Here is a 26,181-nt window from a genome sequence, read left to right as displayed (position 1 = left end):
CCGAACGGGACCCGTGGTCGCTCCCCGGACGACACGCCCGCGAACCGCCCGCGGACCGGAATCATGGGTCGAGCGCCGGAGCCGGTTCCGTGGGCTCCGGCGCTCAGGACACGCGCCTCGGCACGTCGAAGCGGGTGAACGCGGAGCGCTTCGGCAGGCGGTAGGTCTCCCGGCCGGTGACCGCGTTGAGGATCGTGGCGTTGCGCACCGCGCCGATGTCCAGGTTCGGGGCGGAGACGCCGTGGCTGTGGATCTCGGCGTTGGCCACGAAGACGCGCCCGCTGACGCCGTCGGCGAGCTCGACCGAGTGGTCCAGCCGCACCCGTGGGCGACCTCGGCCGTCCCGCAGCAGCAGGTCGTCGACCGGCTTCAGGAAGTCGGGCGTCCGGTTGCGGTAGCCCGTCGCCGCCACGACCAGGTCGGTGGTGTGCTCGAAGAGCTCGCCCGTGTCGCGGTGACGGCACGTCAGCACAGCGCGGTCCGAGGCCGCGTCGACGGCCGCCGACTCGACCGTGATGCCGAAGCGCAGCTCCACCTCGGCCGGCCCGGGCTCCAACTGGCGCCGGTAGAGCAGCTCGTGGATCTCGTCCAGGGTGTCGGTGGAGATGCCCTTGTAGAACTGCCACTGCTCCTTCACCAGGCGGTCACGCACCTCCTCGGGCAGGGAGTGGAAGTACCGCATGTACGCCGGGGTCGTCAGCTCGAGGTTCATCCTGGTGTAGTCGAGCGGGGCGAACGACGAGGTGCGGGTCAGCCAGCTCACCGCCGGCCCGCCCTCGATGTTCCGTCCGAGCAGGTCCACCGCGACCTCGGCTCCCGACTGGCCCGAGCCGACGACCGTGACCTTCTGCGCGGCCGCCACGTCCGACGCCCGGTAGAGGTACTCGGACGTGTGCAGCAGCTTGTCCGCCGGCAGCCCCGCCAGGGCGTCCGGGACGTACGGAGCCGTACCGATGCCCAGCACCAGGTGACGGGAGCGCAGCCGCAGCCGTGTGCCGTCGCCGCGTACCGCGTCCACGGTGAAGCGCTCGTCCTCCGCGTCCCACCGCACCTCCTCCGCCCGGTGCGAGAAGCGCACCGACGGCAGTCTCGCCGCCGCCCAGCGCAGGTAGTCCTCGTACTCGCGGCGTGAGGGGAAGAAGTTCTCCCGCACGGTGAACGTGTACAGCCGGTCCATGTCGTGCAGGTACGCCAGGAACGACAGGGGGTGCCAGGGGGCCACGAGGGTGACGAGGTCGGCGAGGAAGTTCACCTGCATCGAGGCGTCGGCGAACATCATCCCCCGGTGCCAGGTGAGGTCGGGCCGCTCCTCCAGGACGACCAGGTCGACGTCGTCGACGGTCGAGGCCAGCGCGGCCAGGCCCAGGTTGAACGGGCCGCAGCCGATGGCCACCACGTCGTGCTCGCTGGTGGGGATCGTTCCGGTCATCGGGGCATGTCCTCCTCGCGGCGCGGGCGGACCAGCAGCGCGGCGGTCTTGTCGGGGAAGGTGACCTTTCCGGCGGGGCGGAAGCCCGCCGCCTCGAACGCCCTGAGCGAGGGCGCGTTGGCCACATCGGGCTCCGCGACCACCCGGGTGCACCGCGGATCGGCGGCCAGCAGGCCCTCCGCGAGGGCGCGCAACAGGGAGCGGCCCAGGCCCTGCCCGGTACGGCCCACCTCGCCGATGGCGATGTGGACGCCCAGGTCGTGCGGGAGCTCGGGGTAGTGGCCGGCGAGCCGGTCCCGGACCACCCGGTACACCTCGACGTACGCGAACGGTGAGCCGTCCAGGTCGATGAGCACCGGCAGGATCGCATCGCCCGCGAGGTGCCCGGCGATCTCCTCGTACCAGCGTGTCCGCGGCCACGCCTGGTGCCAGAAGGCGTCGATGTGCGCCGACTGCATCCAGGCGTGCACCACGTCCAGGTCGGCGCCCTCGGCCCGCGCCACCCGGGCCGTCCAGGGGGCAGGCAGTAAGGGCAGCGGGGGGCCCGGGACGGTGAGTGCGGCCGGCTGTGCCGAGGTCATACGGAGGCCTCCAGGAGCGGGTTCGGGGCGTCGAGGTAGACGGACTGGGCGTCCAGCGGGGCGAGGACCTCGTCGATGCCGTGCAGCCGGGTCAGCAGATTGCCCTTGCACGGCAGGGTGCCGGCCTCCAGCCATCGCCGCGCCAGCCGGTCGCCGTCCGGCCCGGCCCCGGCGAGCGCGGGCAGTGCCGCCCGCAGCCGGCCGGCGAGCACGGCGAGCAGCTCCCGTTCGTCCGCCAGCCCGTCCACGGCGAGGCAGCCGATCACCGACAGCGCCTGGTTGCGCAGCAGGTAGTACGAGAGGCGGTCGTCGACGAGGGCGTCGTCGACCACGGCGAGCGTGGAGGAGCCGGTGCCGAGCCGCTCCAGCAGCCCGGGCAGGTACGAAGTGGCCAGGTAGTAGCCCTGGTTGTCGCGGAAGGTGGAGCCGGTGACGCGGCCCTGGGCGTCGAGGCGGACGAGGGTGTTCTGCTGGTGGGCCTCCAGGCCGATGCCGGTGGCGGCGTACAGGTGCAGCATGGGCACGAGGACGTGGTCGGTGTAGTCGGCCGTCCACTGCTCGGCCGCGCCGGGCCCTTGTGCGGCGACCAGTTCGCCCAGCGCGCTGCGGCCGAGCCCGGGGCGCGGGGCGACCAGCCCCACCAGGCAGCGCAGGTCGGCGATGCCGTCCGGGACCTCGCGCACGGCGACGTCGAGACCCGTCACGTCGGGTCCTTCCGGGCGGCCCGGTTCGTCCACCGCGAGCCAGGCGGGGTCACGGGTGATGGCGAAGCCCGGGTGGGCCAGGAAGGTGCTCCGCGCGTATCCGGCGTCGAGGAGCCGGTTGATCTCCAGTCCGCGGCGCAGCTCCGTACGGGTCGACTCGCGGCGGGAGTTGGTCAGCCGCAGCCCGAGGGAGAGTTTCAGCATCACGTCGGCGTCGGGCCGGTACACGGTCCGCACGCTGGACGTGGGCCACCACTTCGGCCCCAGCTCACCGAGCGGCTTGAGCGCCCCGGAGGCGACCAGCGCCTTGACGCGGGGGCGGTGCAGCAGGTCCCGCGCCTGCCAGGGGTGTGCGGGGACCAGCACCCGCCCGTCGTCCAGGCGCCGTCCGGCCAGGTCGGCCAGGAGGGCCACGGTGTCCCGGCCCGCCAGGGAGGGCGCCTGCTCGACGGCGTCGTGCGAGACGACCGACTCGTCGGCGGCGAACCAGTGCAGCCGGAAGGAGCCGCGCAGTTCGGGCGAGAACGCGGCGGCCTCGTGGTCCGAGATGCCGTCACGGCTCTTGGGCGCCGGGTGGTTCAAGTGGCCCAGCAACAACGCCTGTTCGGCGTCGAGGAAGCCGTCCACGCCGGGCGGCGGCTGTGGGTGTTCGCGCCGGTCCGCGATGAACGTGGCGACCCGGCGTACGGACTCGGCGGTGCGCTCCACCAGGTCGGCGACCTCACCGGCCGGTACCCCGCCGGGGCGGTTGCCGCCGCGTACCGCCGCCTCGGTGGACAGCAGCGCGACCGCCGTCACCGGGTCGGCGGCCGGACCGAGCGGGCCGCCGGGGCCCTCCAGGCGGGCGGGGGCGAACCGGTGCCAGCCGGTGGGGGAGCAGTGGGTGACCTCGGTGACGAGGGCGAGCCCGGTGGTGGGCAGTTCGACCCGGAGCGGGCCGGGCGTGACCGGCGTGCCGGTCTCCCGCAGCCAGCACCTGAGCAGCGCCTCGATGTGGGCGTGCTCGGCGGCGCCGCGGGCGTCCGGCGCGTGCAGCGGGTCCGTGCGGGTGGTGGTTGCCGCCGTGGTGGTGGTGCTCATGCGGCGCCCTCCTCGATGAGTCGTTCACAGGTGCGGCCGGCGGCGAGGACGGTGTCCACGAGGCCGTCGATGTCGTCGGTGGTGGCGGTGGGGTTGAGCAGGGTGAACTTCAGGCACACCCGCTCGGGCGAGCCCGGGCCGTCCGTCGTGGCCTCGGTCCGCCCGATGAGGGCGGTGCCGGACTCCAGCAGCCGTCGGCGCAGGGCCCCGTTGAGCTCGTCGGAGACCTCCGGGTCGTCGGAGCGGTAGCGGAACACCACCGTGGTCAGCCCGGCGGGGGCGACCAGTTCCAGCTCGGGCTCGGCGAGGACGCGCCGCTCGGCGTGGCGGGCGAGGTCGTGGCACGCGTCGACCATCCGGCCCATGCCGGTGCGGCCGTAGGCCAGCAGCGTGGCGGCGGCCTTCACCGCGTCGGGGCGGCGGGTGGTCTGGAGGCTGCGGCCGAGGAGCCCGTCGTACCCGGCCTCGGAGTCGTCGACGGGGTTGAGGTAGGCGACCTCCCGGTCCAGGCAGGTGAACGCGTTCGTGTCGGAGACCAGCAGGACACTGGTCGCGGCGGGCTGCCAGCCGATCTTGTGGAGGTCGAGCGTGACGGAGTCGGCCAGCTCGAGTCCCGCCAGGCGGCCGGCCAGCCGCTCGGAGAACAGCGCGCCGAACCCGTAGGCGGCATCGACGTGCATCCACATGCCGTGCCCGGCGGCGATCCCGGCGATCTCCGGGAGCGGGTCGACGGAGCCGAAGTCCGTGGTCCCGGCGGTGGCGACGACCGCGATCGGCGTGCTGTCCGGTCCGAGCGACTCCAGGGCGGCGGCCAGCGCGTCGGGCCGCATACGGCGCTGCTCGTCGACCGGCACGGGGTGCACGGCGGCCTCGCCCAGCCCGAGGGCCGCGCAGCCGCGGTGGGTGGAGAAGTGGGCCAGCTCGGAGCAGAACACCACCGGGCCCCGCAGCGCCGTGACCCCCTGTTCGCGGGCGTCGACGCCCCGCCGCAGCGCGGCCGCGTCCCGGGCGAGCAGCAGACCCATCAGGTTGGACAGGGACCCACCGGGGGTGAGGACGCCGTCGGCGCGCTCCCCGAGCCCGGCCAGGCGGATCAGTGCGCCGATGAGCCAGCGTTCGACGGCGAGGGCGGAGGCACCGGAGTCGTAGGTGTCCAGCGAGGCGTTACCGGCGCTCGCCAGGGCGTCGGCCGCGACCGCGACCGCCAGCGACGGGGGCTGGAGGTGGGCGGCGGCCCGGGGGTGGGACAGGTCGATGCCGTGCTCGACCAGCACCGTCGTCAGGAGCTGGAGCGCGGCCTTGGTGCCGAGCCCCTCGGCGGGGAGTTCGGCGGGCCCCAGCGCCCGGGAGGCCGCGGCGAGGACGTCGGCGGGGGAGCCCGCCGGGACGGGCCCGTCCGGACGGCGGGCGGTCGACGCGGTGTCGACCACCTCGGTGAGGGTGGCGAGGACCTCGGCGAGCCCGTCGTGGGACCCGGCGAGCAGGGCCGGGGGGAAGGGGGACAGCGCGGGTCGTGTCTCGGTCAGCGGTGTCACGCGCTGTCTCCTCGGTGCTCGGCCAGCGGGTTGGGGTGCGTCCCGTTCGGGTACAGCGCGTGCCGCAGCGCGCGGTCGGTGTACCGGGTGACGACGATCCGGTCGCGGTTCAGTCCGTAGCGGGGGATCTCGGGGGCGAGCAGGTCGTACTCGGCGAACCGTTCCGACAGCTCGGGGAACCGCCGCTGGAAGTCGAGGATCGTCTGCCGGACCAGGCGCCAGAACGTCTTCTCCGGTACGCCGAGCTGCTCGGCGCACAGCGGCGCGAGGTAGCGGAAGTGACCGACGAAGACCTGGTCGACGACGTGCTGCTTGATGACCGACGGGTGTTTGCGGGGCAGCACGTGGTCGTGTCCGTCGGGCTCCGGGCCCCGCTCGGGCACGTCGGTGAACGACACGCACACGTCGTCCACGAAGTCCTTCAGGTAGAGGCGGGCCGGAACGTCGTTCTCGTCGTACCCGATCAGCGTGTTCTGTCCGTGCGGGTTGAAGGTGACGCCGTACCGGTACAGCACGTGCATGATCGGTACGAGCAGGGTGTCGAAGAGGCGCCGCAGCCACTCCTGCGGGTCGAGCCCGGAGGCGCGGACGAGTTCGGCGACGAACGCGTCCCCGTTGTTGTCGACGTGGAGGAGCGAGGCGAAGGTCCGCACCCGCTCGCCGGGGTCCTTGCGTGCCGAGACCGAGTCGCGCCAGATGCAGCCGAGCGTCTCCAGGTGCTGGTAGGGGGTGTCCTCCAGCGTGGTGAGGTAGGGGTGCCGGACGGTCACCGAAGCGACCTCGCCGAGGAACACCGTGCGGCATTCCCCGGTCAGGAACGCGTCGCGCTCCACGAGCCCGCGCAGCCACTGGGTGACGACGGGCGCGCCCATGGTGCAGTGCGGTGGGATCCCGCGCCAGACCAGGGTGTTGAGTATTTTCAGCGGCAGTTTGACGTCGTACCGCTCGGGGGTGGTGACGTTGGCCATCGTCCGGATGGACTGGCCCGGCAGGTACGCGTCGGTGCTCTCGCCCAGCGGGACGATGCGGCGCTGCGCCACGTCGGCGGCGTGCAGGATCTGCACGGCGTGGTCCCACTGCCAGGGGTGCACCGGCATCCAGACGTAGCCCTCGGGGTCGACACCGGCCTCCTGGAGGACGCCGGTGAACCGGGCGCGGGTCTCGTCGTCCAGCTCGCGTGCCCGGATGTCGTTCTCGGACAGCTCGGAGGTGCCCCGGAACTCGGCGAGGCCGCGGTGCACGGCCACCCATTGGAGTCTCAGCGACTGCGCGGACTCGGGCGCGTACCGGCGTACGTCGGTGGCGGAGAAGCCGATGCGGCCCTTGTTGGCGACGAGGAGGTTGTGCCCGGTCATGCGGCACTCCAGCTCGGTGTGGTCCAGGGCGCGCAGCTCGGCCACGGTCTCACCGCCGTGGGTGATGCGGGCGGCGTCGACGGCCAGGGTGGCGGACAGTTCGGTGAAGTACGTGGCGATGGTGGACGGGTCGCTGCCGAGCGTCGATGCCGCTTCCATGAGGAACTGCTGGGCGTCCCAGGCGGGTTGGGCGAGGGAGTTGCCGAGCATGCTGGTCGCGGTCCGGGTGATCGACGCCGGATCCACCCGGAGCCAGCCGAAGGCGCCGGGCGTGGCACGGAACGCGTACGTGGTGCCGCAGTCGAGGTCGACGCGGTAGTCGCCGTCACCGGTCTCGACCGCTTTGAGCATGTCCTCGAAACACCACTCACCCATCGCTTTGGCGAGCAGGCGTCGATTGGCCTCCCGCCATGCCGCGGGAGTCACTTCGGGCAGCGCGGGCACGGGATGGTCGGTGGGGGTGGGCATCAGGCGGCTCCGATGTCTGTCCGGATCGGTGCGCTCGAACGCCTGGACGTCCGAGCGAGGCCAGATTAGGTTAGGCTTACCTAATGAGCAAGGTCAACTTCCGGTCGTGAAAACCCACTTGGTGACTGACTGCGCGTCAGTCGGAGTGTCGGTCCGGCCGGCCCTCTCCCTTACCCCGGAGGTGATCAGCGGTGCCTTCCCGCCCACCCGTTCCACGATTCACCCCGCGATGGACGTTCGCTCTGGTCAGCGCCGGTGGTGTGATGATGACCGTGGACGTGACCGTGGTGAACGTCGCCCTGTACGACATCGCCCGGGACATGGAGGCGGGGCTCGGCAGGGTCCAGTGGACGGTGTCGGCCTACTCGCTGGCGTTCGGCGCACTGCTGCTCACCGCGGGCGCCCTCTCCGACCGCATAGGGCGCCGGGCCGTGTTCACCACCGGGATGGCCCTGTTCACCCTCGCGTCGGCCGCCTGCGGCCTGGCACCCGACGCCGGCACCCTCATCGCCGCCCGCGCCGCGCAAGGGCTCGGCGGGGCCATGGTGTTCGCGCCGACCCTCGCCCTGATGGCCACCGTGTACGAAGGCGTCCGCCGCCAGGCCGCGATAGCCGCCTTCGCCGCCATCGCCTCGGCGGCCGGGGCGCTCGGGCCCATCCTCGGAGGTCTCTTCGTCCAGGTACTCGGCTGGCGCTGGATCTTCCTGGTCAACGTCCCCATCGGCGTGCTCGTGGTGGTCGGCGCCCTCACCCGCATGCCCGAGTCGGCGGCGCCGCGCGACACCCGGCGCCGGCTGGACCCGCTGGGCGCCGCGCTCGGCGTGGGGGCGCTCCTGGCGCTGCACTACCCGCTGGTCACCGGCCCCGAAGCCGGATGGGCGGCACCGGAGGTGCTGGTCTCGGCCACCGCCGGTGTCGTCCTCGCCGTCGCCCTCGTCGCCAGCCAGCGCCGTGGTGACGGGCTGCTCGACATGACCCTCCTGCGGATCCGGGCCTTCTCCGGAGCCGCCGTCCTGGGCTTCCTCGCCCGGCTGTCCAGCCTCGGCGTACTCGCCTTCGTCACACTCTGGCTCCAGGGCACCCACGCCTACTCCCCGCTGGAGGTCGGGCTGCGCCTGCTGCCGCTGACGGGCGGTCTGCTGGTGGCCGGGCTCTTCGTCGCCCGGCTCCAGCGGGTGTTCCCGCCCGACCTGCTGGTCGCCGGCGGCTTCGCGGCACAGGGACTGGGACTGATCGGCCTGGCCGCCGCCGGCGCGGGCGGTGCCCAGGCGGTCACGGTGGCCGCGCTGGCGCTCCTCGGAGTCGGAGGCGCCGTCATCTTCCCGCCGCTGATGGGCATCGCGGTGGGCGCCGCGCCCGCCGACCGGGCCGGCATGGCGTCCGGGCTGACCAACGCCTGTTATCCGCTCGGCACGGCGACCGGCGTCGCCGTCTTCGGAGCGGTCTTCTCCGCCCGGCTCAGCGACGGGCTCGGTACCGGCCGGGAGGTCACCGGTCCGGTGCGCGAAGCCGTCGAGACCGGACGGTTCGAGCTGCTCGACCCCGCGCTCCGGCCGCTCGCCGGTGCCGCCTTCTCCAGCGCGTTCACCGCCGTGTGCCTGGCCTCCGCACTCGTCTGCCTGCTCGGCGTGCTGACCGCACGCACGCTCAGACCCGAGGCGGAGGCCGTCGACGACACCGCGAAGCGCCCCCGGTCCCGTATCGCTCAACCCTCCTGACCCACCTCGGTCACAACCGCCGCAGCAGCCACACCAGGTAGGGAGCGCCGAGCAGCGCCGTGACAATGCCCACCGGGATCTCGGTCGGGGCCAGCAGCCAGCGGCCCAGAGCGTCCGAGGACACCACCAGCACCGCACCCAGAACGGCGGCCATCGGCACCATCCGGGCCGTGTCGTTGCCGACGATCCGCCGGGCCAGATGCGGAGCGACCAGCCCGACGAACCCCACCGCGCCCACCGCCGCCGCCGTACCCGCCGCCAGCACCGCGCCCGCGCCGAGGACCAGCAGCCGGGCACGGCCCAGCTCCAGCCCGAGGGCGCGCGGCAGTTCGTCACCGAGGGAGAGCAGGTTCACCGGCCGCGCCGCGATCACCAGGACCACCGCGACCAGCGCGGGCAGGGCGAGCCAGCCCAGGGCCGAGAAGTCACGGGCGTACGTGCTGCCCGCCAGCCAGCCCAGCGCGGAGGAGACGTTCATCTGGACGCTGACCACCATGATGTTGACCAGAGCCATCGAGGTGGCGGCGGCACCCAGCCCCACCAGCACCACCCGTGTCGGGTCCAGCCCGGTCCGCCCGTCCTTGCCGCTCCCCCGCGCGACCAGCACCACGAGGGCGAGCATCGCGACGCCGCCGACCCCCGCCGCCGCAGGCAGGGCCACCAGCGGGGCCGACGGCACGGCGACGATGACCGCGATCGCGCCGAGCGACGCCCCGCCGGTCACGCCCACGAGCCCCGGCTCGGCCAGCGGGTTGCGGACCACCGCCTGGACCGCCGCCCCCGCGACCGCCAGGCACGCCCCGGCCAGCGCGGCCACCAGGACGCGCGGCAGCCGGTAGTCCACCACCGCTTCGGTGATCTGCTCCGCGGAACCGAACAGCGCCGCTCCGAGCTGGCCCCAGCCGATCTCGACGTCCCCTACACGCAGCGAGACGGCGATCGCCACCACCAGGGCGACCAGACCACCGCCCAGCGCGACCACGTAGGTGGGGGCGCGCCGCTGGTCGGACACCACGACGGCCGCCCCCGTGTCGGCGTCGCCGGTGCTCACCCGGCGGGCCAGCGCCATGAACACCGGCCCGCCGATCAGCGCCGTCACCACACCGACCGGGATCTCCGCGGGCTGGGTGGCGGACGGCGTCACGATCAGCTGCGCCGCCGCGTCCGCGCCGAGGACCAGCGCGGACGCCAGCAACGCCGCCATCGGGATGAGCAGCGCGTGCTTGCGGATGCCCAACTGACGCACGATGACCGGTCCGATGAGCCCGACGAAGCCGATCGGCCCGGCGAGCGACACCGCAGCGGCGGACAGCAGCACGGCGACGAGGAAGGCGGCCGGCCGGACGCGTTCCACCCGGACACCCATGGCCTCGGCCGTCTCGTCCCCCAGCGCCAGCAGGTCCAGCGGACGGGCCAGGAACGGCGCGAGCACCGCGCCGACGGCGACGACCGCACCGAGCATCAGGGGCCGTTCCAGCCCGGACTGCATCAGGGTGCCGTTGCCCCAGAAGAACAGCCCCCGGGTCGCCTGCACATCGAGCATCTGGAGGAACTCGGCCGCCGAGGTGCCCGCCAGCCCCACGGTCGCACCGGCGAGCAGCACCCGCCCGGGCGTCATCACCCCGCTGCGGCTCAGCACGTACACCACCCCCACCGCGACGAGCCCGCCGAGGAACGCCGCGCCCCCGGCCGGGAGCGGGCCGAGGCTGATCCCGGTGAAGGCCACGAGCACGACGGCGAAGTACGCCCCGGCGTTCACCCCCAGCGTGTCGGGCGCCGCCAGCGGATTGCGGGTCGCGCCCTGGACGAGCACACCGGACACACCGAGCGCGACGCCGACGACGAGTCCGGTCAGCGTGCGTGGCAGGCGGCTGCCGAGGAGCACGTCCTCGGTGCGCGCGTCGCCGTGCCCGAGGAGCAGGTCGACGATGTCGCCGATGCCCACACCGGACGCGCCGAGACCGAGGTGGACCACGCCGACCAGGCACAGCACCAGGGACAGGCCGCCGCCCACGAGCACGGCTCGTGGGCGGCCGAGCGGACGGGCGGCGGGTGCGGCCGTCGTCAGTCCTTGCGGGGCCATCAGACCTTCAGAGCCTTGCCGGTCTCGTCGAGGATGTGCATCGCCGACAGCGGGCCGCCGAAGAGCCAGGTGCCCGGGTCGAGCGGCAGGGCCTTGTCGTTCTTGACGAAGTCCAGGCCCTTCCACACCGGGTTGCCCGCGAAGTCACCGGTGAACGGGTTGTCGTTGTCGGCGGCGACGTACAGGAAGGTCGCGTCCTTCTCGACCTTGGTCAGGCCCTCGACTCCGACCGTGGTCATGCCCCACGCGTCGGACTGGCCCTTCCAGCCGTTCTTCAGCCCGGCCAGGTTCAGCACCTGCGGGGCGATCGCGTCGTCGGTGAGCATGCGGATCGAGGCGGTGCCGTTGGCGGTGAAGCCCTGCGCCAGCGCGTACTTCAGCCCGCCCTTGCCGGCCTTGTCCAGCCGCCCCTTGAGGTCGGCGGCCTTGGCGTCGATCTGCTTGGTGACGTCGGCGGCCTTGTCCTCCTTGCCGACCGCCTTCGCCAGCTCGCCGAAGTTCTTCTTCATCGTGTCGAGCTGCGGCTTGGTGGTGTACGTGAACGACAGCACGGGCGCGATGGCCTGGAGCTGCTTCAGGTTGGCCTTCGACCGGTCGTTGTCGATCACGATGAGGTCGGGCTGGAGGGCGCGGATCTTCTCCAGGCTCGGCTCGTTGCGGTCGCCCACGTCGGTGACCTTGTCCGGCAGGCCCGCGCCCTTGGCGGTGATCCAGGTGCTGTAGCCCTTGTTGTCGGCGTTGCCCGCCGGGGTGACACCGAGCGCGATCAGTTCCTCGGTGTACGTCCACTCCAGCGCCACGACCTTGGCCGCGGGCTTGTCCAGGCTGACCTTGCCCTGGGCGGTGTCGACGCTGATCTTGCCGCTGGTGGCCTTGTCCCCACCGGTCTTGCCGTCCGTCGCCTCACCGACCGTGCCGGACCCGCAGCTCGCGACGGTCAGTATCAGGGCCACAGCGGTACCGCCCGTCGCGAGGGCGCGCAGCATTCTCTGCATGGTGAATCTCTCCTTGTGTGCTGGTGATGCGGGCGGACCGCCGTCGGCCCTCGGGTTTCAGGACGCGGCGGGAGCCTGGGACCGCTGGGGGAAGCAGGCGAGGTAGCCGGTGGCCGGATCGCGTACGACGTTCACGCGCAGCCCGAAGGCCCGCTCGATGACCTCCGGGGTGAGGACCTCGTCGGCCGCGCCCGCGGCGGCGATCCCGCCGTCGGCGACCACCACGACGTCGTCGGCGTAGGCCGCGGCCTGCATCAGGTCGTGCAGCACCACACCGACGGCGATGTGGTGCTCCCGGGCGAGGCGCCGTACGACGTCGAGCACCTCGAACTGGTGACGCATGTCGAGGTACGTGGTGGGCTCGTCCAGCAGGAGGACGCCGGCGCGCTGCGCCAACACCATGGCCAGCCAGGCGCGTTGGCGCTCACCGCCCGACAGCTCGTCGAGGCGCCGCTCGACGAGGGGGGCCGCGTCCGTGACGTCGAGTGCCCAGTCGATCGCCTCCGTGTCCTCGCTCGTGTGCCGGGCGAGGGCGCCGCGGTGGGCGTACCTCCCGTGCCGCACGAGCTCACGGACCGTCACTCCGGCCGGTGCCTGCGACGTTTGCGGCAGGAAAGCCAGCCGCTGGGACAGGACGCGACGGGAGAAGGACCCGAGAGGGGCCTCGTCGATGCGTATCTCACCGCCGAGCGGGGGCAGAAGGCCCGCCACCGTACGCAAGAGGGTGGACTTTCCACAGCCGTTGGGGCCGACGAGCACGGTGATCGCCCCTGCCCGCAGCGACAGGTCCACCTGTGTGAGCACCGGGCGACCGCCGTGCCCCACCTCCAGGTCCTTCGCCATCAGGCGGACGTCGCCCATGCACACCACGTTCCTTCCCCGTTGCCGGTCCGACGGCGCCACCCTACAACTTAGGTAAGCCACACCTTAGAAATGCTGTGGAGGTCGTCCGGCTTGTGACCATGTCGAGATCTGGTGCACTACCCCGCGCCCCCCTCGCGCACACTCAAGCCACTTTTGTCGCAGGTCACTTGAGGGGGTAGTGGCACCGGCCGACGGATGGCTTCTGACCCGTGGTCAGCAGGGCCACCCTCGCCGATGAGCGCGGGCGACCCGGTGGTCACCCAGCTGCCGCCGGAGCCCGCAGCGCGCTGTGCGCGTCGCGCAGCAGGTCGGGGGCGAACCGGCGGTGCTTCCTCGCCAGCGGGGGCCATATGCGCGCCGCCACAGGGCGGTCGTACCGGACGAACGTGCCGAGCGACACGCGCTCGTCATCGGCCAGGACGACGAGGTTCCCGGTCATGAACCACGAACGGGCCTCGAGCACCAGCCAGTCGCCGCCGCGGGCGGCGATTTCCCAGCCGGCCACCCGGTCCGGTGACGGCTGGAGCCGCAGGCCGAGGAGAACCCGCCAGACGAACTGCCCCGAGCGGCCCGCGACCTCCTCGAACAGCGCCCTCGCCCACTGCTCCGGAGACCTCCCCCGAACGCCGCCGGTCATGGTGAAGACGTCGGCGTAACCGGGGTCCGTCATGGTGACGAGAGCGCGCATCCGCTCGGGGACCGGCTGTTCCCGGTGGACAGCGGGCACGGAGGCCGCCCTCTGGTCCGGGTCGCGTGGCTCGAAATTCATGGGTCGCCCTCCCGTTGGGGTCGGTCCGCGTGGCGGCACGACGCTAGAGTACATACATACATTCGCGCATGTATGTATGTTCCGGGGATGATGACGTAGGAGGCGAGGATGGCGGGGAGACCGGAGCGGGGCCGCCCGACGCAGGCGGACCGGCGCGCCCGGACCAGAAGGGCCCTGCTGGAGGCCGCGGCGCGGGGACTGTCCCGGTACGGGTACGCCAATCTGGTGCTGGAGCGGGTGGCCGGTGAGGCGGGCTATACGCGTGGCGCCCTCTACCACCTGTTCGCCAACAAGGAAGAGCTGGCGCTGGCGGTCGTGGAGTGGGTCGAGGAGACCTGGAACGCCGAGGTGGGACACCTCGCCGCCGCCGAAGCCGACCCGGTGGACGCCCTGTTGGCGCTGGCGCGCGGACACGCCGTCTACTGCCGCCGCGATGTGGCGGACGTCCTGATGACCCTGAGGGTCGAGTTCACCGGCCAGGACCATCCGGTCGGCCGGGCGATCGCGGAGATCGTCGACCGGCTCGAAGCCGACTGCACCCGTCTGATCGCAGCCGGACGCGCCGGGGGTGCGATCCCGCCCGGGCCACCGCCCGCGGAGATGGCGTCGGCGTACCTCGGCATCGTCGAGGCGGTCGGGATCCAGCTCGCCGGACGCGCTCCCTACGACGTCGACATCGCCGAGCGGGCCGTCCGGGGTCTGCTCGGGCTGCCTCCCGGGGTTGCCAGGGCTACCGGGGTTGCCAGGGCCACCGGGGCTGCCAGGGCCACCGGGCGGGCGGCGGAGGGGAGCGGCACGGGGACGGGGTGAGCGCCGCGCGGTGGGAAGCCTCCGGGGCGGGGAAGGGGAGGGGTTTGCCGGAGCGGCCTCGTCCCGTGCCGCCGGTGGGTAGTCTCCGACTCATTCTGCTGGGCACGTGGATCGGACGGTGTACCGCGTTGACTGCTATTCAGGCTGAAATCGACCTGCTCCGGGCGCTGTTCCGGTCGGACTTCCTGACCTTCGCCCAGCAGTCGGAGGAGTTGTCCCCGACCCGCGCCGGTTACGGACGGGCGATCGACGGGGTCTTCCGGCTGGTGATCGGCCGACGGCTGCCCGACGGCGCCGAGCCGGCGCGGATCGCCGACTTCGTGACACAGGCGCTCGGCGGCCTCGGTGACGGGGCGGACGACATCGACCCCGCGGAGGCGGAGGCGGTGGTGGAGGCGGCGCTGCGGGGCCGGCGGCCGGAGGGTCCGGCCGCCGAGTCGGTGGTGCAGATACAGATCCTCCTCATGACCCGGGCCGTGGCCGACCTGGACCTCTCGTCCGACGAACTGCAGGCGCTGGTGGACGAGTACGTCGTCCGTTCTCGGTGACGGCGGTGACCGCGGTCACCGCCGCGGGTCGCCGTGCGGCCGTCTGCTTTGCGGCAACTTTGCCCTGTACAGAGGCGGGTTTGACCCTGCTCGCACATCGACGGCTACGCAACGTGACGATTATGTCAGTCTTGTGTCCGGCTTTGCGCACAGCTTGACAAGTCCGGGAGGCATGGGCATGACCGGACCCGGGCCCCGTAACCCCCGGCCGAGGGCCCGGCGTTGAAGCAATCGTTCCGGCGGGCCCGTCGCCGTCCGCCCCGGTCGTCCGGCTGGGCCGGCCAGCGCGTTTCCGGGGGTCGGGGTTTTCGGCGACCCGGGTCATCCATTTTTCAATGACCGGGGCCCAAGGTGTTCCGCCGTTGAGCGGAATTGGTCGTCCCGCATATGCGTCATATTCGCTGCCACGTGTAACTCGCCCTAAGTCACCATGAAATGCCGTGTCACTCAGGGTAGTTTACCTTTGAGTACGTCACTCTTGCGTGTTACGGTCGGGCCACTTACTGAGATTGACTGTTCGATCTCCACGGGGGAGCACTCGACATATGATCAGTCCTGTTGTGGCGGAGCCATGCCTGAAAAAGGCTGATCCCGCGCAGACAATCGCCGTCATCGGTCTTTCCTGTCGTTTCCCCGGGGGCGGCACCCCGGAGGAGTTCTGGGAGTTGATACGGCGTGGTGAGTCCGCCGTCGGGGCGCCGCCGCCCGATCGTGCGGAACACGCGCAACGGTCGAACGGTGATCCTTTACCCGGTGGGTTCCTCGAGCGCGTCGCGGAATTCGATGCCGCGTTCTTCGGCATTTCACCCCGCGAGGCGGCCGCCATGGACCCGCAACAGCGGCTCATGCTGGAACTCGCCTGGGAGGCGCTGGAGAAGTCGGCCATTGTGCCGTCCCGCGTCCGGGGCAGCCGCACCGGCGTATTCGTCGGCGCCATCGCCGACGACTACGCGGCGCTCGTGCGCGGACTCGGTCCCGGCGCCCTGAGCGGGCATACGGTCACCGGGCTGCACCGCGGCATCATCGCCAACCGGATCTCCTACGCCCTCGGCCTGTCCGGCCCCAGCATGGTGGTCGACTCCGCACAGTCGTCCGCCCTGGTCGCGGTGCATCTGGCCGTCGAGAGCCTGCGCCGCGGGGAGTCCACGCTGGCCCTGGCCGGCGGCGTGAACCTGAACCTGGACCCGGCCGGCACGGACGCCCTGACGGCATTCGGAAGCCTTTCTCCCGACGGCCGGTGTTACGCCTTCGACGCCCGGGCCAACGGCTATGTCCGGGGCGAAGGCGGCGGTGTGGTGGTACTGAAACTCCTGTCCGACGCCATCGCCGACGGCGACCGCATTCTCTGCGTCGTCCGGGGCGGCGCCGTCAACAATGACGGCGCCGGCGTCACGCTCCCCACCCCGAACGGCGAAGCCCACCAGCGCGTACTGCGCGAGGCGTTACGCCGGACCGGCATCACCCCGGACGACGTGCAATACGTGGAGGCGCACGGCACGGGCACCAAAGTCGGCGACCCCGTCGAGGCCCACGCGCTCGGCACGGTGTACGGCGAATCCCGGACAGCGAAAAGCCCCCTCCTCATCGGCTCGGTAAAAACCAACATCGGCCATTTGGAAGGCGCGGCCGGCATCGCCGGACTGATCAAAACCATTCTGTGCATCAGTAAGCGTGAACTGGTGCCGAGCCTTAATTTCGCTACGCCGAACCCATCCATACGACTGGACGAATCAGGCCTGGAGATCCGCACCGGTTCCGGCCCCTGGCCCCGGCCCGATCAACCCCTGATCGCCGGAGTGACCTCCCTGGGCATGGGAGGCACCAATTGCCACCTGATTCTCTCCGAGTGGGCCGAGCCCCACACCGCCGAAACCGAGTCCGACACCGCCCCAGAGGAAACGGACACCCCTTCCGTCCCCGTTCCCTGGCTCCTCTCCGGCCGTGACGAAACGGCCCTCCGCGCCCAGGCGTCCCGGCTGCGCGAACACCTCGCCACCCACCCGGAGTCCGGCGTCACCGCGGTGGCCCGGGCGCTGGCCCACGACCGGACCGCCTTCGCCCAGCGGGCGGTCCTGGTGGGCGACGACCCGGCCGGGCTGTCCACCGCCCTGGCCGCCGTCGCCGACGGCGGCACCGCCCCCGGCATCGTCACCGGCACGCACACCGGGCACGCGCGCCCGGCCGTGTTCGTCTTCCCCGGCCAGGGCTCCCAGTGGGCGGGCATGGCCGCTGAACTCCTGGACTCCTCACCCGTCTTCGCCCGGTGGATCGACGACTGCGACCGCGAACTGCGACCGCACCTGGACTGGTCCGTGGCCGACGTGCTGCGGCGCCACCCCTCCGCCCCGTGCCTGGACAGCGACGATATCGTGCAGCCCGCGCTGTGGGCCGTGATGGTCGCCCTCGCCGGCCTGTGGCGCTCCGTGGGCGTCGAACCGGCCGCCGTCGTCGGGCACTCGCAGGGCGAGATCGCCGCGGCCACCGTGAGCGGCGCGCTGACCCTGGCCGACGCCGCCCGCCTGATCGCCGTACGCGGCCGGATCATGCGCCGGCTCGCCGGCCGGGGAGGTCTGCTCGCCGTCGCCCTGCCCGTGGAGCGCGTCCGGCAGGACATCGCCCGACGGCCGGGGCTGAGCGTCGCCGCCGTCAACTCGCCCGCGACGACCGTGGTGGCGGGGGACCCGGAAGCCCTCGACGCCCTGGTGGCCGAGTACGGCGACGGCGTCCGGACCCGCCGCGTCCCCATCGACTACGCCTCGCACAGCGCACACGTGGACGTGGTCCGCGACGAACTCGTCTCCGCCCTGGACGGCATCGCACCCCGCACCGGCCATGTGCCCTTCCACTCCACGGTGACCGCGGGCGCACTGCCCGGCGAGGAGCTGGACGCCCACTACTGGTTCCGCAACCTGAGGGAACCCGTCCAGTTCGACCCCGCCGTCTCGGCCCTGCTCGCCCAGGGGCACGAACTGTTCATCGAGATCAGCCCGCACCCGGTGCTGGCCTTCGGGGTGCAGCAGACCGCGGAGGCCGCGGGCGTGCCCAACGCGGCCGCCCTGGGCACCCTCCGCCGCGACGAAGGAGGCCCGGCGCGCTTCCTGCTCGCCGTCGGCGAGGCCTTCTGCCACGGCGCCGACGTGGACTGGGCGGCGGTACTGCCCTCCGGCCGGGACCGCGCCGACCTCCCCACGTACGCCTTCCAGCGGCGACGGCACTGGATCGACGGACAGCGCCGCGCCACGGCCTCCCCGGCCGCGCGGACGGACACCGGCCGGGAACCGGACCACCAGGCCGGGCACCGCACCGTGCCGGACGTACCGTCGGACGCGCCGGCCGGGACTCCGACCGGGGCGGCCGCGCTGGAGCTCGTCCTCGCCCACACCGCCGTCGTCCTCGGCAGCGACTCACCCACCGAGGTCACACCCCACCTGTCCTTCAAGGACCTGGGGTTCGACTCGCTGATGTCCGTGGAGCTGCGCAACCGGCTGGTCGCGGCGACCGGGCTGCGCCTGCCGACCGCCGCCGTGTACGAGCACCCCAGCCCGGCGCGCCTGGCCGAGGCACTCGTCACCCCGGAGCCCGCGCCCGCGGTCACCACCGTGACCGGACAGCACGACGAACCGATCGCGATCATCGGTATGGCGTGCCGGTTCCCGGGCGGGGTGTCCTCGCCCGAAGGCCTGTGGGAACTGGTCAGCCAGGGACGGGACGCGATCTCGCCCTTCCCCGCCGACCGCGGCTGGGACCTCGACGCGCTGTACGACCCGGCCGGGGAACGGCCGGGCAGTTCGTACGTCCGCCACGGCGGCTTCCTCGCGGGCGCCGGCGACTTCGACGCCGAGCTGTTCGGGATCTCGCCCCGGGAAGCGCTCGCCATGGACCCTCAGCAGCGTCTGCTCCTGGAGACGTCATGGGAGGCCGTCGAGCGTGCCGGCCTCGCCCCCACCGCGCTCCGTGAGAGCCGGACCGGGGTGTTCGCCGGCGCGATGCCCAGCGACTACGGCCCCCGGCTGCACCAGGCCGGAACCGGGGCCGCCGGCTTCGGGCTGACCGGCACCACCTCCAGCGTGATCTCGGGCCGGATCTCCTACGCACTCGGACTGCGCGGCCCGGCCGTCACCGTGGACACCGCGTGCTCCTCCTCACTGGTCGCCCTCCACCTCGCCGCCCGCGAGCTGCGGACCGGCGGATGCGAACTGGCCCTGGCCGGCGGCGTGGCGGTGATGTCCACACCGGGCATGTTCGTGGAGTTCTCCCGCCAGAGCGGCCTCGCCCGCGACGGGCGGTGCAAACCCTTCTCCGCCACGGCCGACGGGACCGCGTGGTCGGAGGGCGTCGGCGTCCTGCTGCTGGAGCGCCTCTCGGACGCACGGCGCAACGGACACCGGGTGCTCGCCACGCTCATCGGCAGCGCCGTCAACAACGACGGCGCGTCCAACGGCCTGACCGCACCGAACGGCGCCGCGCAACGCGGGGTCATCCGGGCGGCGCTCGCCGACGCCGGAATCCGGCCCCAGGAGGTGGACGCGGTCGAGGCGCACGGCACCGGCACGGTGCTGGGCGACCCCATCGAAGCCGGTGCCCTGCTGGCCACGTACGGCCGCGACCGGGACGGTGAACCGCTCCGGCTCGGCTCGCTGAAGTCGAACATCGGGCACGCGCAGGCCGCGGCCGGCGTCGGCGGCGTCATCAAGATGGTCATGGCGCTGCGGAACGACGCACTGCCCCGCACCCTGCACGTCACCGAACCGTCCCCGCACGTCGACTGGTCCGACGGCGCGGTGGCCCTGCTGACCGAGGCACGGCCCTGGCCGCGCGGCCCACGGCCGAGGCGGGCCGCGGTCTCCTCCTTCGGCATCAGCGGCACCAACGCCCACGTGGTCCTGGAGGAAGCACCCCCCACCGAGCCGGCGCCCCCGCCCGAGGACGGGCCCCCGGCCGGGGAAGCACCCCCGGCCGAGCGGGGGGACGAGCAGGACGCACCGTTCTGGACGCTGTCGGGCCGGACCGAACCGGCGCTGCGGGCCCAGGCGGCGGCGCTGCTCGAGACCCTCGGCGACGGGCAGCCCCGGTCCGGCACCACCGGCGCCCGCACCCGGGACCTCGGCTTCTCGCTCGCCACCACCCGGGCAGCCCTGGACCACCGCGCGGTCGTGCTGGGCGCGGACCGCCAGGAAGCCGTCCGGGCGCTGACCGCGCTGGCCCGTGGGGAGTCGGACCCGGCGCTGGTCGTCGGCCGGATCCGGCCCAAGGACGGACTGGCCTTCCTGTTCACCGGCCAGGGCAGTCAACGCCTCGGCATGGGACGGGAGCTGTACGAGACGGAGCCCGTCTTCGCGGCGGCGATGGACGCCGTCACGGACGTCCTCGACACGCACCTGGACCGCTCGGTGCGGGAGGTGATGTTCGGCGACGCCGAAGCGCTGAACCGGACCCTCCACACCCAGAGCGCCCTGTTCGCGCTCGAAGTCGCCGCCTTCCGCCTCCTGGAGCACCGCGGCCTCACACCCGGCCATGTGCTCGGGCACTCGATCGGCGAGCTGGCCGCCGCGCACGTCGCGGGCGTGCTGGACCTGCCCGACGCCTGCCGGCTTGTCGCGGCACGGGCCGCACTCATGCAGGCCCTGCCCGAAGGCGGCGCGATGACCGCCATCCAGGCCTCCGAGGCCGAGGTGGCCCCCCTGCTGGCGGGCCGTGAGCACGAGGTGAGCCTCGCGGCCGTCAACGGCCCGGCCGCCGTCGTGATCTCCGGCGACACCGAGGCCGTGGCCGGTGTCGCGGACCGGTTCGCCCGCACGGGCCGCAAGGTCCGGCGGCTGACCGTCAGCCACGCCTTCCACTCGCACCGGATGGACGCCATGCTCGACCGGTTCGCGGACATCGCCGCGGACCTGAAGCACACCGCGCCCCGGATCACCATGGTGTCCACGGTGACCGGCCGGCCGGTCGAACCCACCCCGGAGTACTGGGCCCTGCAGGTCCGGCGGGCGGTCCGGCTCGCCGACGGCCTCGACACCCTGCACGCGCGGGGCGTACGGACCTTCGTCGAGCTCGGCCCCGACGGCGTCCTGTCCGCACTCGGCCAGGAATGCCTCGACGACGACGCCGTGGCGTTCCTGCCGGTGCTCAGGCGCGGCCGGCCCGAGGAACGCACCCTGGCGGCGGCGCTGGCCGGGGCACACGTACGCGGCGCGGCCCTGGACTGGACCGCCGTCTTCCCCGGCGGCCGTCCGGTCGAGCTGCCGACGTACCCGTTCCGGCGCAGGCGGCTCTGGCTGTCAGGCGCCCCCGCCGGCGGCGAGGTGTCCCGCCTCGGGCTCGGCGACCCCGGGCATCCGCTGCTCGGGGCGGCCGTCGACCTGGCCGGGTCCTCCGAGGTGGTCCTCACCGGGCGGGTCTCGCGAACGTCCCCCGGCTGGCTCGCCGACCACGACGTACTCGACGGGGTCCTGCTCCCCGGCACGGCGTTCGTCGAACTCGCCCGCTGCGCCGGAGAGCGGACCGGCTGCCCGGCCGTCGAGGAACTGACGCTCACCGCCCCCCTGCCGCTGCCCGAACACGGCGCGGTACAGCTCCAGGTGACGGTGGCCGCACCCGGTGACGACGGCCGCCGGGCGCTGACCGTGCACGCCCGTCCCGACGGCGGTGACCGGCCCTGGACGCGGCACGCCAAGGGCACGCTCCGGGAGCGGACCGCCCCGGCCGCCCACGCTCCCGGCGCGTGGCCGCCGCCCGGCGCGGAGCCGGTCCCGCTGGACGGCTGGTACCCGCGCCTGGCCGGTGAGGGCTACCGGTACGGCCCGGCCTTCCAGGGCCTGACGGCCCTCTGGCGACGCGGCGCCGAGCTGTTCGCGGAGCTCTCGCTGCCCGGGACCGCCGACGACGCCGCCGCGTACGGGGTGCACCCCGCCCTGCTCGACGCGGCGCTCCACCCGGTCGTGGCCGACGCGCTGGCCACGACCGGCCGGCCGGTCCTGCCGTTCTCCTGGAACGAGGTGTCGGTGTGGCAGCAGGGCGCCCGGGCGGTGCGCCTGACCGTGTCCCCGCGCGGCACGGGCGCCGTGTCGCTGACCCTCGCCGACGAACGGGGCGCCCCCGTCGCCGAGGTGGGCGAGCTGGCCCTGCGTCCGGCCACGGCCACCACCGGCGGCGCGGCACGCGTCGACGAGTCGATGTACCGACTGGACTGGGTCCCGGCGCGGACCGTCGAGGCCGGCGGACCGCTGCGGCTCGCCGAACTCAGCGGCACCGACGGGGCTCCAGGCACCCACGGCGCTCTCGGTACCGACGGCGCTCTCGGTACCGACGGCGCTCTCGGCACCGACGGCGCTCTCGGCACCGACGCCGCTCCAGGCACCCACGGCGCTCTCGGCACCGGCCGCGCCTACCCGGGCCTCGCGGCCCTGGCCGAAGCGGTGGAGGCGGGCGAACCGGCCCCCGACCTGGTGTTCGTCCCCATGTGGGCACGGCAATCGGCCGTTCACGAAGGCCTCGACCTGCTGCGCGCGTTCCTCGCCGACGAGCGGCTGGCCGGCTCCCGGCTCGTCCTGGTCACCCGGGGCGCGGTCGCCACCACCGCCGGAGCCGACGTCTCCGACCCCGCGGACGCCGCCCTCTGGGGCCTGGCCCGCTCGGCGCAGACCGAGCACCCGGACCGTGTCGCGCTGCTCGACGTCGAGTCACCGGCCGACTGCGCCGGAGTGCTGACGCTGCCGGCGGCCGAGCCGCAGCTCGCCGTGCGCGACGGCGTGCCGCTGACGCCCCGGCTCGTCCCGGCCACCGCGGCCGGAGAGCTCGTCCCCCCGGCCGGAAGCCCGGCCTGGCGGCTCGCGTTCACCGAGAAGGGCACCCTCGACAACCTGACCCTCGTGCCGCACGAGGAAGCACTCGCGCCCCTCGCGGAGGGCCGGGTACGGATCTCCGTACGGGCCGCCGGCGTCAACTTCCGTGACGTACTGAACACCCTCGGGCTGTACCCCGGCGAAGCGGGCCCCCTCGGCCTGGAAGGCGCCGGGGTGGTCACCGAGGTCGGGCCCGGAGTATCGCACCTGGCGATCGGCGACCGGGTGACGGGCCTGTTCGCCGGGGCCTTCGGCCCGGTGGCCGTCGCCGATCACCGGCATGTCGCGGTGATACCGGACGACTGGACGTACGCGGAAGCGGCCTCCGTCCCGCTGGTCTTCCTGACCGCCTACCACGGCCTGGTCGACCTGGCCCGGGTCCGGCCCGGGGAATCGGTGCTCATCCACTCCGCCGCCGGCGGGGTGGGCATGGCCGCCGTACAACTCGCCCGGGCCCTGGGCGCCGAGGTGTACGGCACGGCCTCGCCGGGCAAGTGGGAGGCGCTGCGCGCGCTCGGTCTCGACGAGCGCGGGCTGGCCTCCTCGCGGACCCTGGACTTCGAGTCCGCGTTCCGCACCGCCACCGGCGGCAGGGGCGTGGACGTGGTGCTCGACTCCCTCGCCGGCGAGTTCGTCGACGCCTCACTGCGGCTGCTGACCCGCGGCGGCCGCTTCATCGAGATGGGCAAGACGGACCTGCGCGACCCGGCCCGGGTCGCCGCCGAACACCGGGGCGTGGACTACCGGTTCTTCGACCTCCTGGAGGTGGAGCCGGAGCGCATCGGCACGATGCTCACCGAGGTGCTCGGACTGCTGACCGGGGGAGAGCTCCGCCCGCTGCCGGTGACCACCTGGGACGTACGCCGGGCCGGCGAGGCCTTCCGGTACGTCAGCCAGGCCCGGCACGTGGGCAAGGTGGTGCTGACCGTACCGCCCGCCATCGACCCCTCCGGCACGGTGCTGATCACCGGCGGTACGGGAGGCATCGGGCGGCGACTGGCCCGGCACCTCGTCACCGCCCACGGCGCCCGTCAACTGCTGCTGGTCAGCAGGCGCGGCGGTGACGCGCCCGGCGCGGCCGGACTGGCCGAGGAGCTGACCGCACTCGGCGCGACCGTCACGGTGGCCGCCTGCGACGTCGCCGACCGCGAGGAGCTCGCGAAGCTGCTGGACGGGGTGGACCGCCTCACCGCGGTCGTGCACGCCGCCGGAGTGCTCGACGACGGCGTGGTGACCGCGCTGACGCCCGAGCGGCTGGACGCCGTGCTGCGGCCGAAGGCGATCGCCGCCCGCAATCTGCACGAGCTCACCGCCGGGCGGGAACTCACGGCGTTCGTCCTGTTCTCCTCGGTCATGAGCGTGGTCGGCGGTGCCGGACAGGGCAACTACGCCGCGGCCAACGCCTACCTGGAGGCCCTCGCCCAGCGGCGGCGGTCCGCCGGGCTCCCGGCGGTCGCCCTGGCCTGGGGGCTGTGGGCCGACGAGGAGGGGATGGCCGGCACGCTCACCGGCACCGACCGGGCCAGGATGGCCCGGACCGGTCTGCTGCCCCTGGCCCCTGAGGACGGTCTGGCCCTGTTCGACCGTGCCCTCCGGGCGGAGGAGGCCGTGCTGGTGCCGACACCGCTGGACCGCGCGGTACTGCGCTCCCTGGGCCCCGGGCTGCCACGGGTCCTGAGCGGACTGGTCCCGGCGGCGGGCCCGCGCACGGCGGCGACCACCGCGTCCGGGGCGACCGCGGCGTCCTCGGCCCCGGTCACCGGAGGGCCTTCCCTCGCGGAACGCCTGGCGGAGCTCACCATCGGCGAACGTGAGCGGGCGCTGCTGGATCTGGTGTGCGCCCACGTGGCCGCGGTCTCGGGGCTCGCCGCCGGAGAGGTGCTCCGCTCCGGCCGGTCGTTCAAGGAACTGGGATTCGACTCCCTCACCTCGGTCGAGCTGCGCAACCGGCTCAACTCGGCCACCGGGCTGCGGCTCTCACCCGCCGTGGTCTTCAACCATCCGACACCCCAGGAGATGGCCGCCCACCTGGCGACGGAGCTCCTCCCGTCCGTCCCGGACCCGGGCCTCGCCGCACTCGACCACCTGGAGGCGGCGCTGCGGGGCGGCGTCGGCGACGACGGCACCGCCCGACGGATCGCGGACCGGCTGCACGTCCTGCTGGGGATGGTGGGCGCGGCCCGTACCCCGGCCGGGCCCTCCGATCCCACCGGTACCGGCGGCTCCACCGGCGCAGGCGGTGCCACCGACACCGACGACCTGGCGACACGGGTGGATTCCGCGTCGGCGGACGAACTCCTCGCCCTCATCGACCGGACGTTCACCTAAGCAGGCCCGCAGGGCCGCGCTGTCACACCTTCCGGCACGCCCCGAGAGGGCGGCCGAGTCTGCACGCATTCACTGCCCAGGGGGGCCGTTTCCGTGGCGAACGACGAGAAGCTTGTCGCGTACCTCAAGCGACTGACGGTAGACCTGCACAAGACCGGCGAGCGGCTGCGCGAGCTGGAGGAGAGCCGGCGCGAGCCGGTGGCGATCGTGGGGATGGGGTGTCGGTTCCCTGGTGGTGTGTCGTCGCCGGGGGGTTTGTGGGATCTGGTGGTGGCGGGTGGGGACGGGGTGGGGGAGTTCCCGTCGGATCGTGGCTGGGATGTGGAGGGGTTGTTCGATCCGGATCCGGAGGTGGTGGGGCGGTCGTATGTGCGTGAGGGGGGTTTCCTCGCGGATGCGGCGGGGTTCGATGCGGGGTTCTTCGGTATTTCGCCGCGTGAGGCGTTGGCGATGGATCCTCAGCAGCGGTTGTTGCTGGAGGTGTCGTGGGAGGCGTTGGAGTCGGCGCGGATCGCGCCGGACACCCTGCGCGGCAGCGACACCGGCGTCTTCATCGGCGCGATCGCGCAGGAGTACGGCTCCTTGCACCGGGCGCCCCGGGGACTGGAGGGCCAGCTGCTCACCGGCACCCTGGCGAGCGTCGCCTCCGGGCGGATCTCGTACACCCTGGGCCTTGAGGGGCCGGCGGTCACGGTGGACACCGCGTGCTCGTCCTCCCTGGTCGCGCTCCACCACGCCGTGCAGGCCCTGCGCCGGGGTGAGTGCTCACTGGCGCTGACCGGCGGAGTGACGATCATGGCGCAGCCGGGCATGTTCATCGAGTTCTCGCGGCAGCGGGGGCTGGCGCGTGACGGGCGGTGCAAGTCGTTCGCGGACGCGGCCGACGGCACCGGCTGGGCCGAGGGTGTGGGTGTGCTGGCCGTGGAGCGGCTGTCCGACGCCCGGCGTCTGGGCCACCGGGTCCTGGCGGTGGTCCGGGGCACGGCCGTCAACCAGGACGGTGCCAGCAACGGGCTGACCGCACCCAACGGACCCTCCCAGGAACGCGTCATCCGCCTCGCCCTGGCCGACGC

At 73.2% G+C, this 26,181-nt stretch carries 14 protein-coding genes; 5 read left to right on the top strand and 9 right to left on the bottom strand.

Translation table 11 applies throughout. The features are described 5' to 3' along the window. Positions 1-103 precede the first annotated feature (103 nt). From ACZ6C1_RS08720 to ACZ6C1_RS08700, 5 genes are read right to left on the bottom strand one after another with little or no spacing between them, the layout of a single operon-like run. Complete coding sequence (locus ACZ6C1_RS08720; RefSeq protein ID WP_469239130.1) at positions 104-1,429, bottom strand: lysine N(6)-hydroxylase/L-ornithine N(5)-oxygenase family protein; 1,326 nt, start codon at positions 1,427-1,429, stop codon at positions 104-106. Further along, complete coding sequence (locus ACZ6C1_RS08715; RefSeq protein WP_469239129.1) at positions 1,426-2,010, bottom strand: GNAT family N-acetyltransferase; 585 nt, start codon at positions 2,008-2,010, stop codon at positions 1,426-1,428. Before ACZ6C1_RS08715 ends, ACZ6C1_RS08720 begins: the two co-directional genes overlap by 4 nt. Further along, entirely contained in the window at positions 2,007-3,794 is a 1,788-nt protein-coding gene (locus tag ACZ6C1_RS08710; protein WP_469239128.1) for an IucA/IucC family protein, read from the bottom strand. Before ACZ6C1_RS08710 ends, ACZ6C1_RS08715 begins: the two co-directional genes overlap by 4 nt. Further along, positions 3,791-5,329: a pyridoxal phosphate-dependent decarboxylase family protein gene (locus ACZ6C1_RS08705; protein ID WP_469239127.1), complete on the bottom strand. Its 1,539-nt coding sequence runs from the start codon at positions 5,327-5,329 to the stop codon at positions 3,791-3,793. The genes ACZ6C1_RS08710 and ACZ6C1_RS08705 overlap by 4 nt, the downstream gene beginning before the upstream one ends. Continuing rightward, positions 5,326-7,152 carry an IucA/IucC family protein gene (locus ACZ6C1_RS08700; RefSeq protein WP_469239126.1) on the bottom strand — a complete coding sequence of 609 codons (1,827 nt, stop codon included), beginning with the start codon at positions 7,150-7,152 and terminating at the stop codon, positions 5,326-5,328. The genes ACZ6C1_RS08705 and ACZ6C1_RS08700 overlap by 4 nt, the downstream gene beginning before the upstream one ends. A 263-nt stretch (positions 7,153-7,415) precedes the next feature. Between ACZ6C1_RS08700 and ACZ6C1_RS08695 the strand changes: the two genes are divergently transcribed. Then, complete coding sequence (locus ACZ6C1_RS08695; RefSeq protein WP_469239125.1) at positions 7,416-8,870, top strand: MFS transporter; 1,455 nt, start codon at positions 7,416-7,418, stop codon at positions 8,868-8,870. Positions 8,871-8,880: 10 nt separating this feature from the next. On the opposite strand, the gene ACZ6C1_RS08690 is transcribed toward ACZ6C1_RS08695, so the two are convergent. The 4 genes from ACZ6C1_RS08690 to ACZ6C1_RS08675 all read right to left on the bottom strand — a co-directional run bounded on the left by ACZ6C1_RS08690 (position 8,881) and on the right by ACZ6C1_RS08675 (position 13,581). Beyond that, positions 8,881-10,953 carry an iron ABC transporter permease gene (locus ACZ6C1_RS08690; RefSeq protein WP_469239124.1) on the bottom strand — a complete coding sequence of 691 codons (2,073 nt, stop codon included), beginning with the start codon at positions 10,951-10,953 and terminating at the stop codon, positions 8,881-8,883. Continuing rightward, positions 10,953-11,948, bottom strand: coding sequence for an ABC transporter substrate-binding protein (locus ACZ6C1_RS08685; RefSeq protein WP_469239122.1), 996 nt, complete (start codon positions 11,946-11,948; stop codon positions 10,953-10,955). Before ACZ6C1_RS08685 ends, ACZ6C1_RS08690 begins: the two co-directional genes overlap by 1 nt. A gap of 57 nt (positions 11,949-12,005) precedes the next feature. Next, on the bottom strand, positions 12,006-12,809 hold the full coding sequence (locus ACZ6C1_RS08680; RefSeq protein WP_469239121.1) for an ABC transporter ATP-binding protein: 804 nt from the start codon (positions 12,807-12,809) through the stop codon (positions 12,006-12,008). Between the two features lie 259 nt (positions 12,810-13,068). Continuing rightward, positions 13,069-13,581: a hypothetical protein gene (locus ACZ6C1_RS08675; protein ID WP_469239120.1), complete on the bottom strand. Its 513-nt coding sequence runs from the start codon at positions 13,579-13,581 to the stop codon at positions 13,069-13,071. A 108-nt stretch (positions 13,582-13,689) separates the two neighbouring features. Here ACZ6C1_RS08675 and ACZ6C1_RS08670 point away from each other — a divergent pair, with 108 nt between their 5' ends. The 4 genes from ACZ6C1_RS08670 to ACZ6C1_RS08655 all read left to right on the top strand — a co-directional run. Beyond that, positions 13,690-14,391 carry a TetR/AcrR family transcriptional regulator gene (locus tag ACZ6C1_RS08670; protein ID WP_469239119.1) on the top strand — a complete coding sequence of 234 codons (702 nt, stop codon included), beginning with the start codon at positions 13,690-13,692 and terminating at the stop codon, positions 14,389-14,391. 128 nt (positions 14,392-14,519) lie between these two features. Then, entirely contained in the window at positions 14,520-14,939 is a 420-nt protein-coding gene (locus ACZ6C1_RS08665) for a hypothetical protein (RefSeq protein ID WP_469239118.1), read from the top strand. Between the two features lie 545 nt (positions 14,940-15,484). After that, the gene (locus ACZ6C1_RS08660; RefSeq protein WP_469239116.1) at positions 15,485-25,108 is read left to right on the top strand and encodes a type I polyketide synthase; all 9,624 of its coding nucleotides are present in this window, start codon (positions 15,485-15,487) and stop codon (positions 25,106-25,108) included. A gap of 93 nt (positions 25,109-25,201) precedes the next feature. Then, positions 25,202-26,181: beta-ketoacyl synthase N-terminal-like domain-containing protein (locus tag ACZ6C1_RS08655; RefSeq protein WP_469239113.1), on the top strand; the 980-nt coding region annotated here is incomplete at its 3' end.

The organism is Streptomyces sp. NPDC041796 (genome assembly GCF_055590785.1).
Note: the sequence above shows the minus strand (reverse complement) of the source record. Positions and strands in the feature narration are given on the sequence as shown.

Bases quoted from the DNA above. Each gene is read 5' to 3' on its own strand.
- ACZ6C1_RS08660 (WP_469239116.1), top strand. From the start codon at position 15,485: ATGATCAGTCCTGTTGTGGCGGAGCCATGCCTGAAAAAGGCTGATCCC.
- ACZ6C1_RS08670 (WP_469239119.1), top strand. From the start codon at position 13,690: ATGGCGGGGAGACCGGAGCGGGGCCGCCCGACGCAGGCGGACCGGCGC.
- ACZ6C1_RS08710 (WP_469239128.1), bottom strand. From the start codon at position 3,794: ATGAGCACCACCACCACGGCGGCAACCACCACCCGCACGGACCCGCTG.
- ACZ6C1_RS08675 (WP_469239120.1), bottom strand. From the start codon at position 13,581: ATGAATTTCGAGCCACGCGACCCGGACCAGAGGGCGGCCTCCGTGCCC.
- ACZ6C1_RS08700 (WP_469239126.1), bottom strand. From the start codon at position 7,152: ATGCCCACCCCCACCGACCATCCCGTGCCCGCGCTGCCCGAAGTGACT.
- ACZ6C1_RS08720 (WP_469239130.1), bottom strand. From the start codon at position 1,429: ATGACCGGAACGATCCCCACCAGCGAGCACGACGTGGTGGCCATCGGC.
- ACZ6C1_RS08690 (WP_469239124.1), bottom strand. From the start codon at position 10,953: ATGGCCCCGCAAGGACTGACGACGGCCGCACCCGCCGCCCGTCCGCTC.
- ACZ6C1_RS08685 (WP_469239122.1), bottom strand. From the start codon at position 11,948: ATGCAGAGAATGCTGCGCGCCCTCGCGACGGGCGGTACCGCTGTGGCC.
- ACZ6C1_RS08695 (WP_469239125.1), top strand. From the start codon at position 7,416: ATGATGACCGTGGACGTGACCGTGGTGAACGTCGCCCTGTACGACATC.
- ACZ6C1_RS08715 (WP_469239129.1), bottom strand. From the start codon at position 2,010: ATGACCTCGGCACAGCCGGCCGCACTCACCGTCCCGGGCCCCCCGCTG.
- ACZ6C1_RS08680 (WP_469239121.1), bottom strand. From the start codon at position 12,809: ATGGGCGACGTCCGCCTGATGGCGAAGGACCTGGAGGTGGGGCACGGC.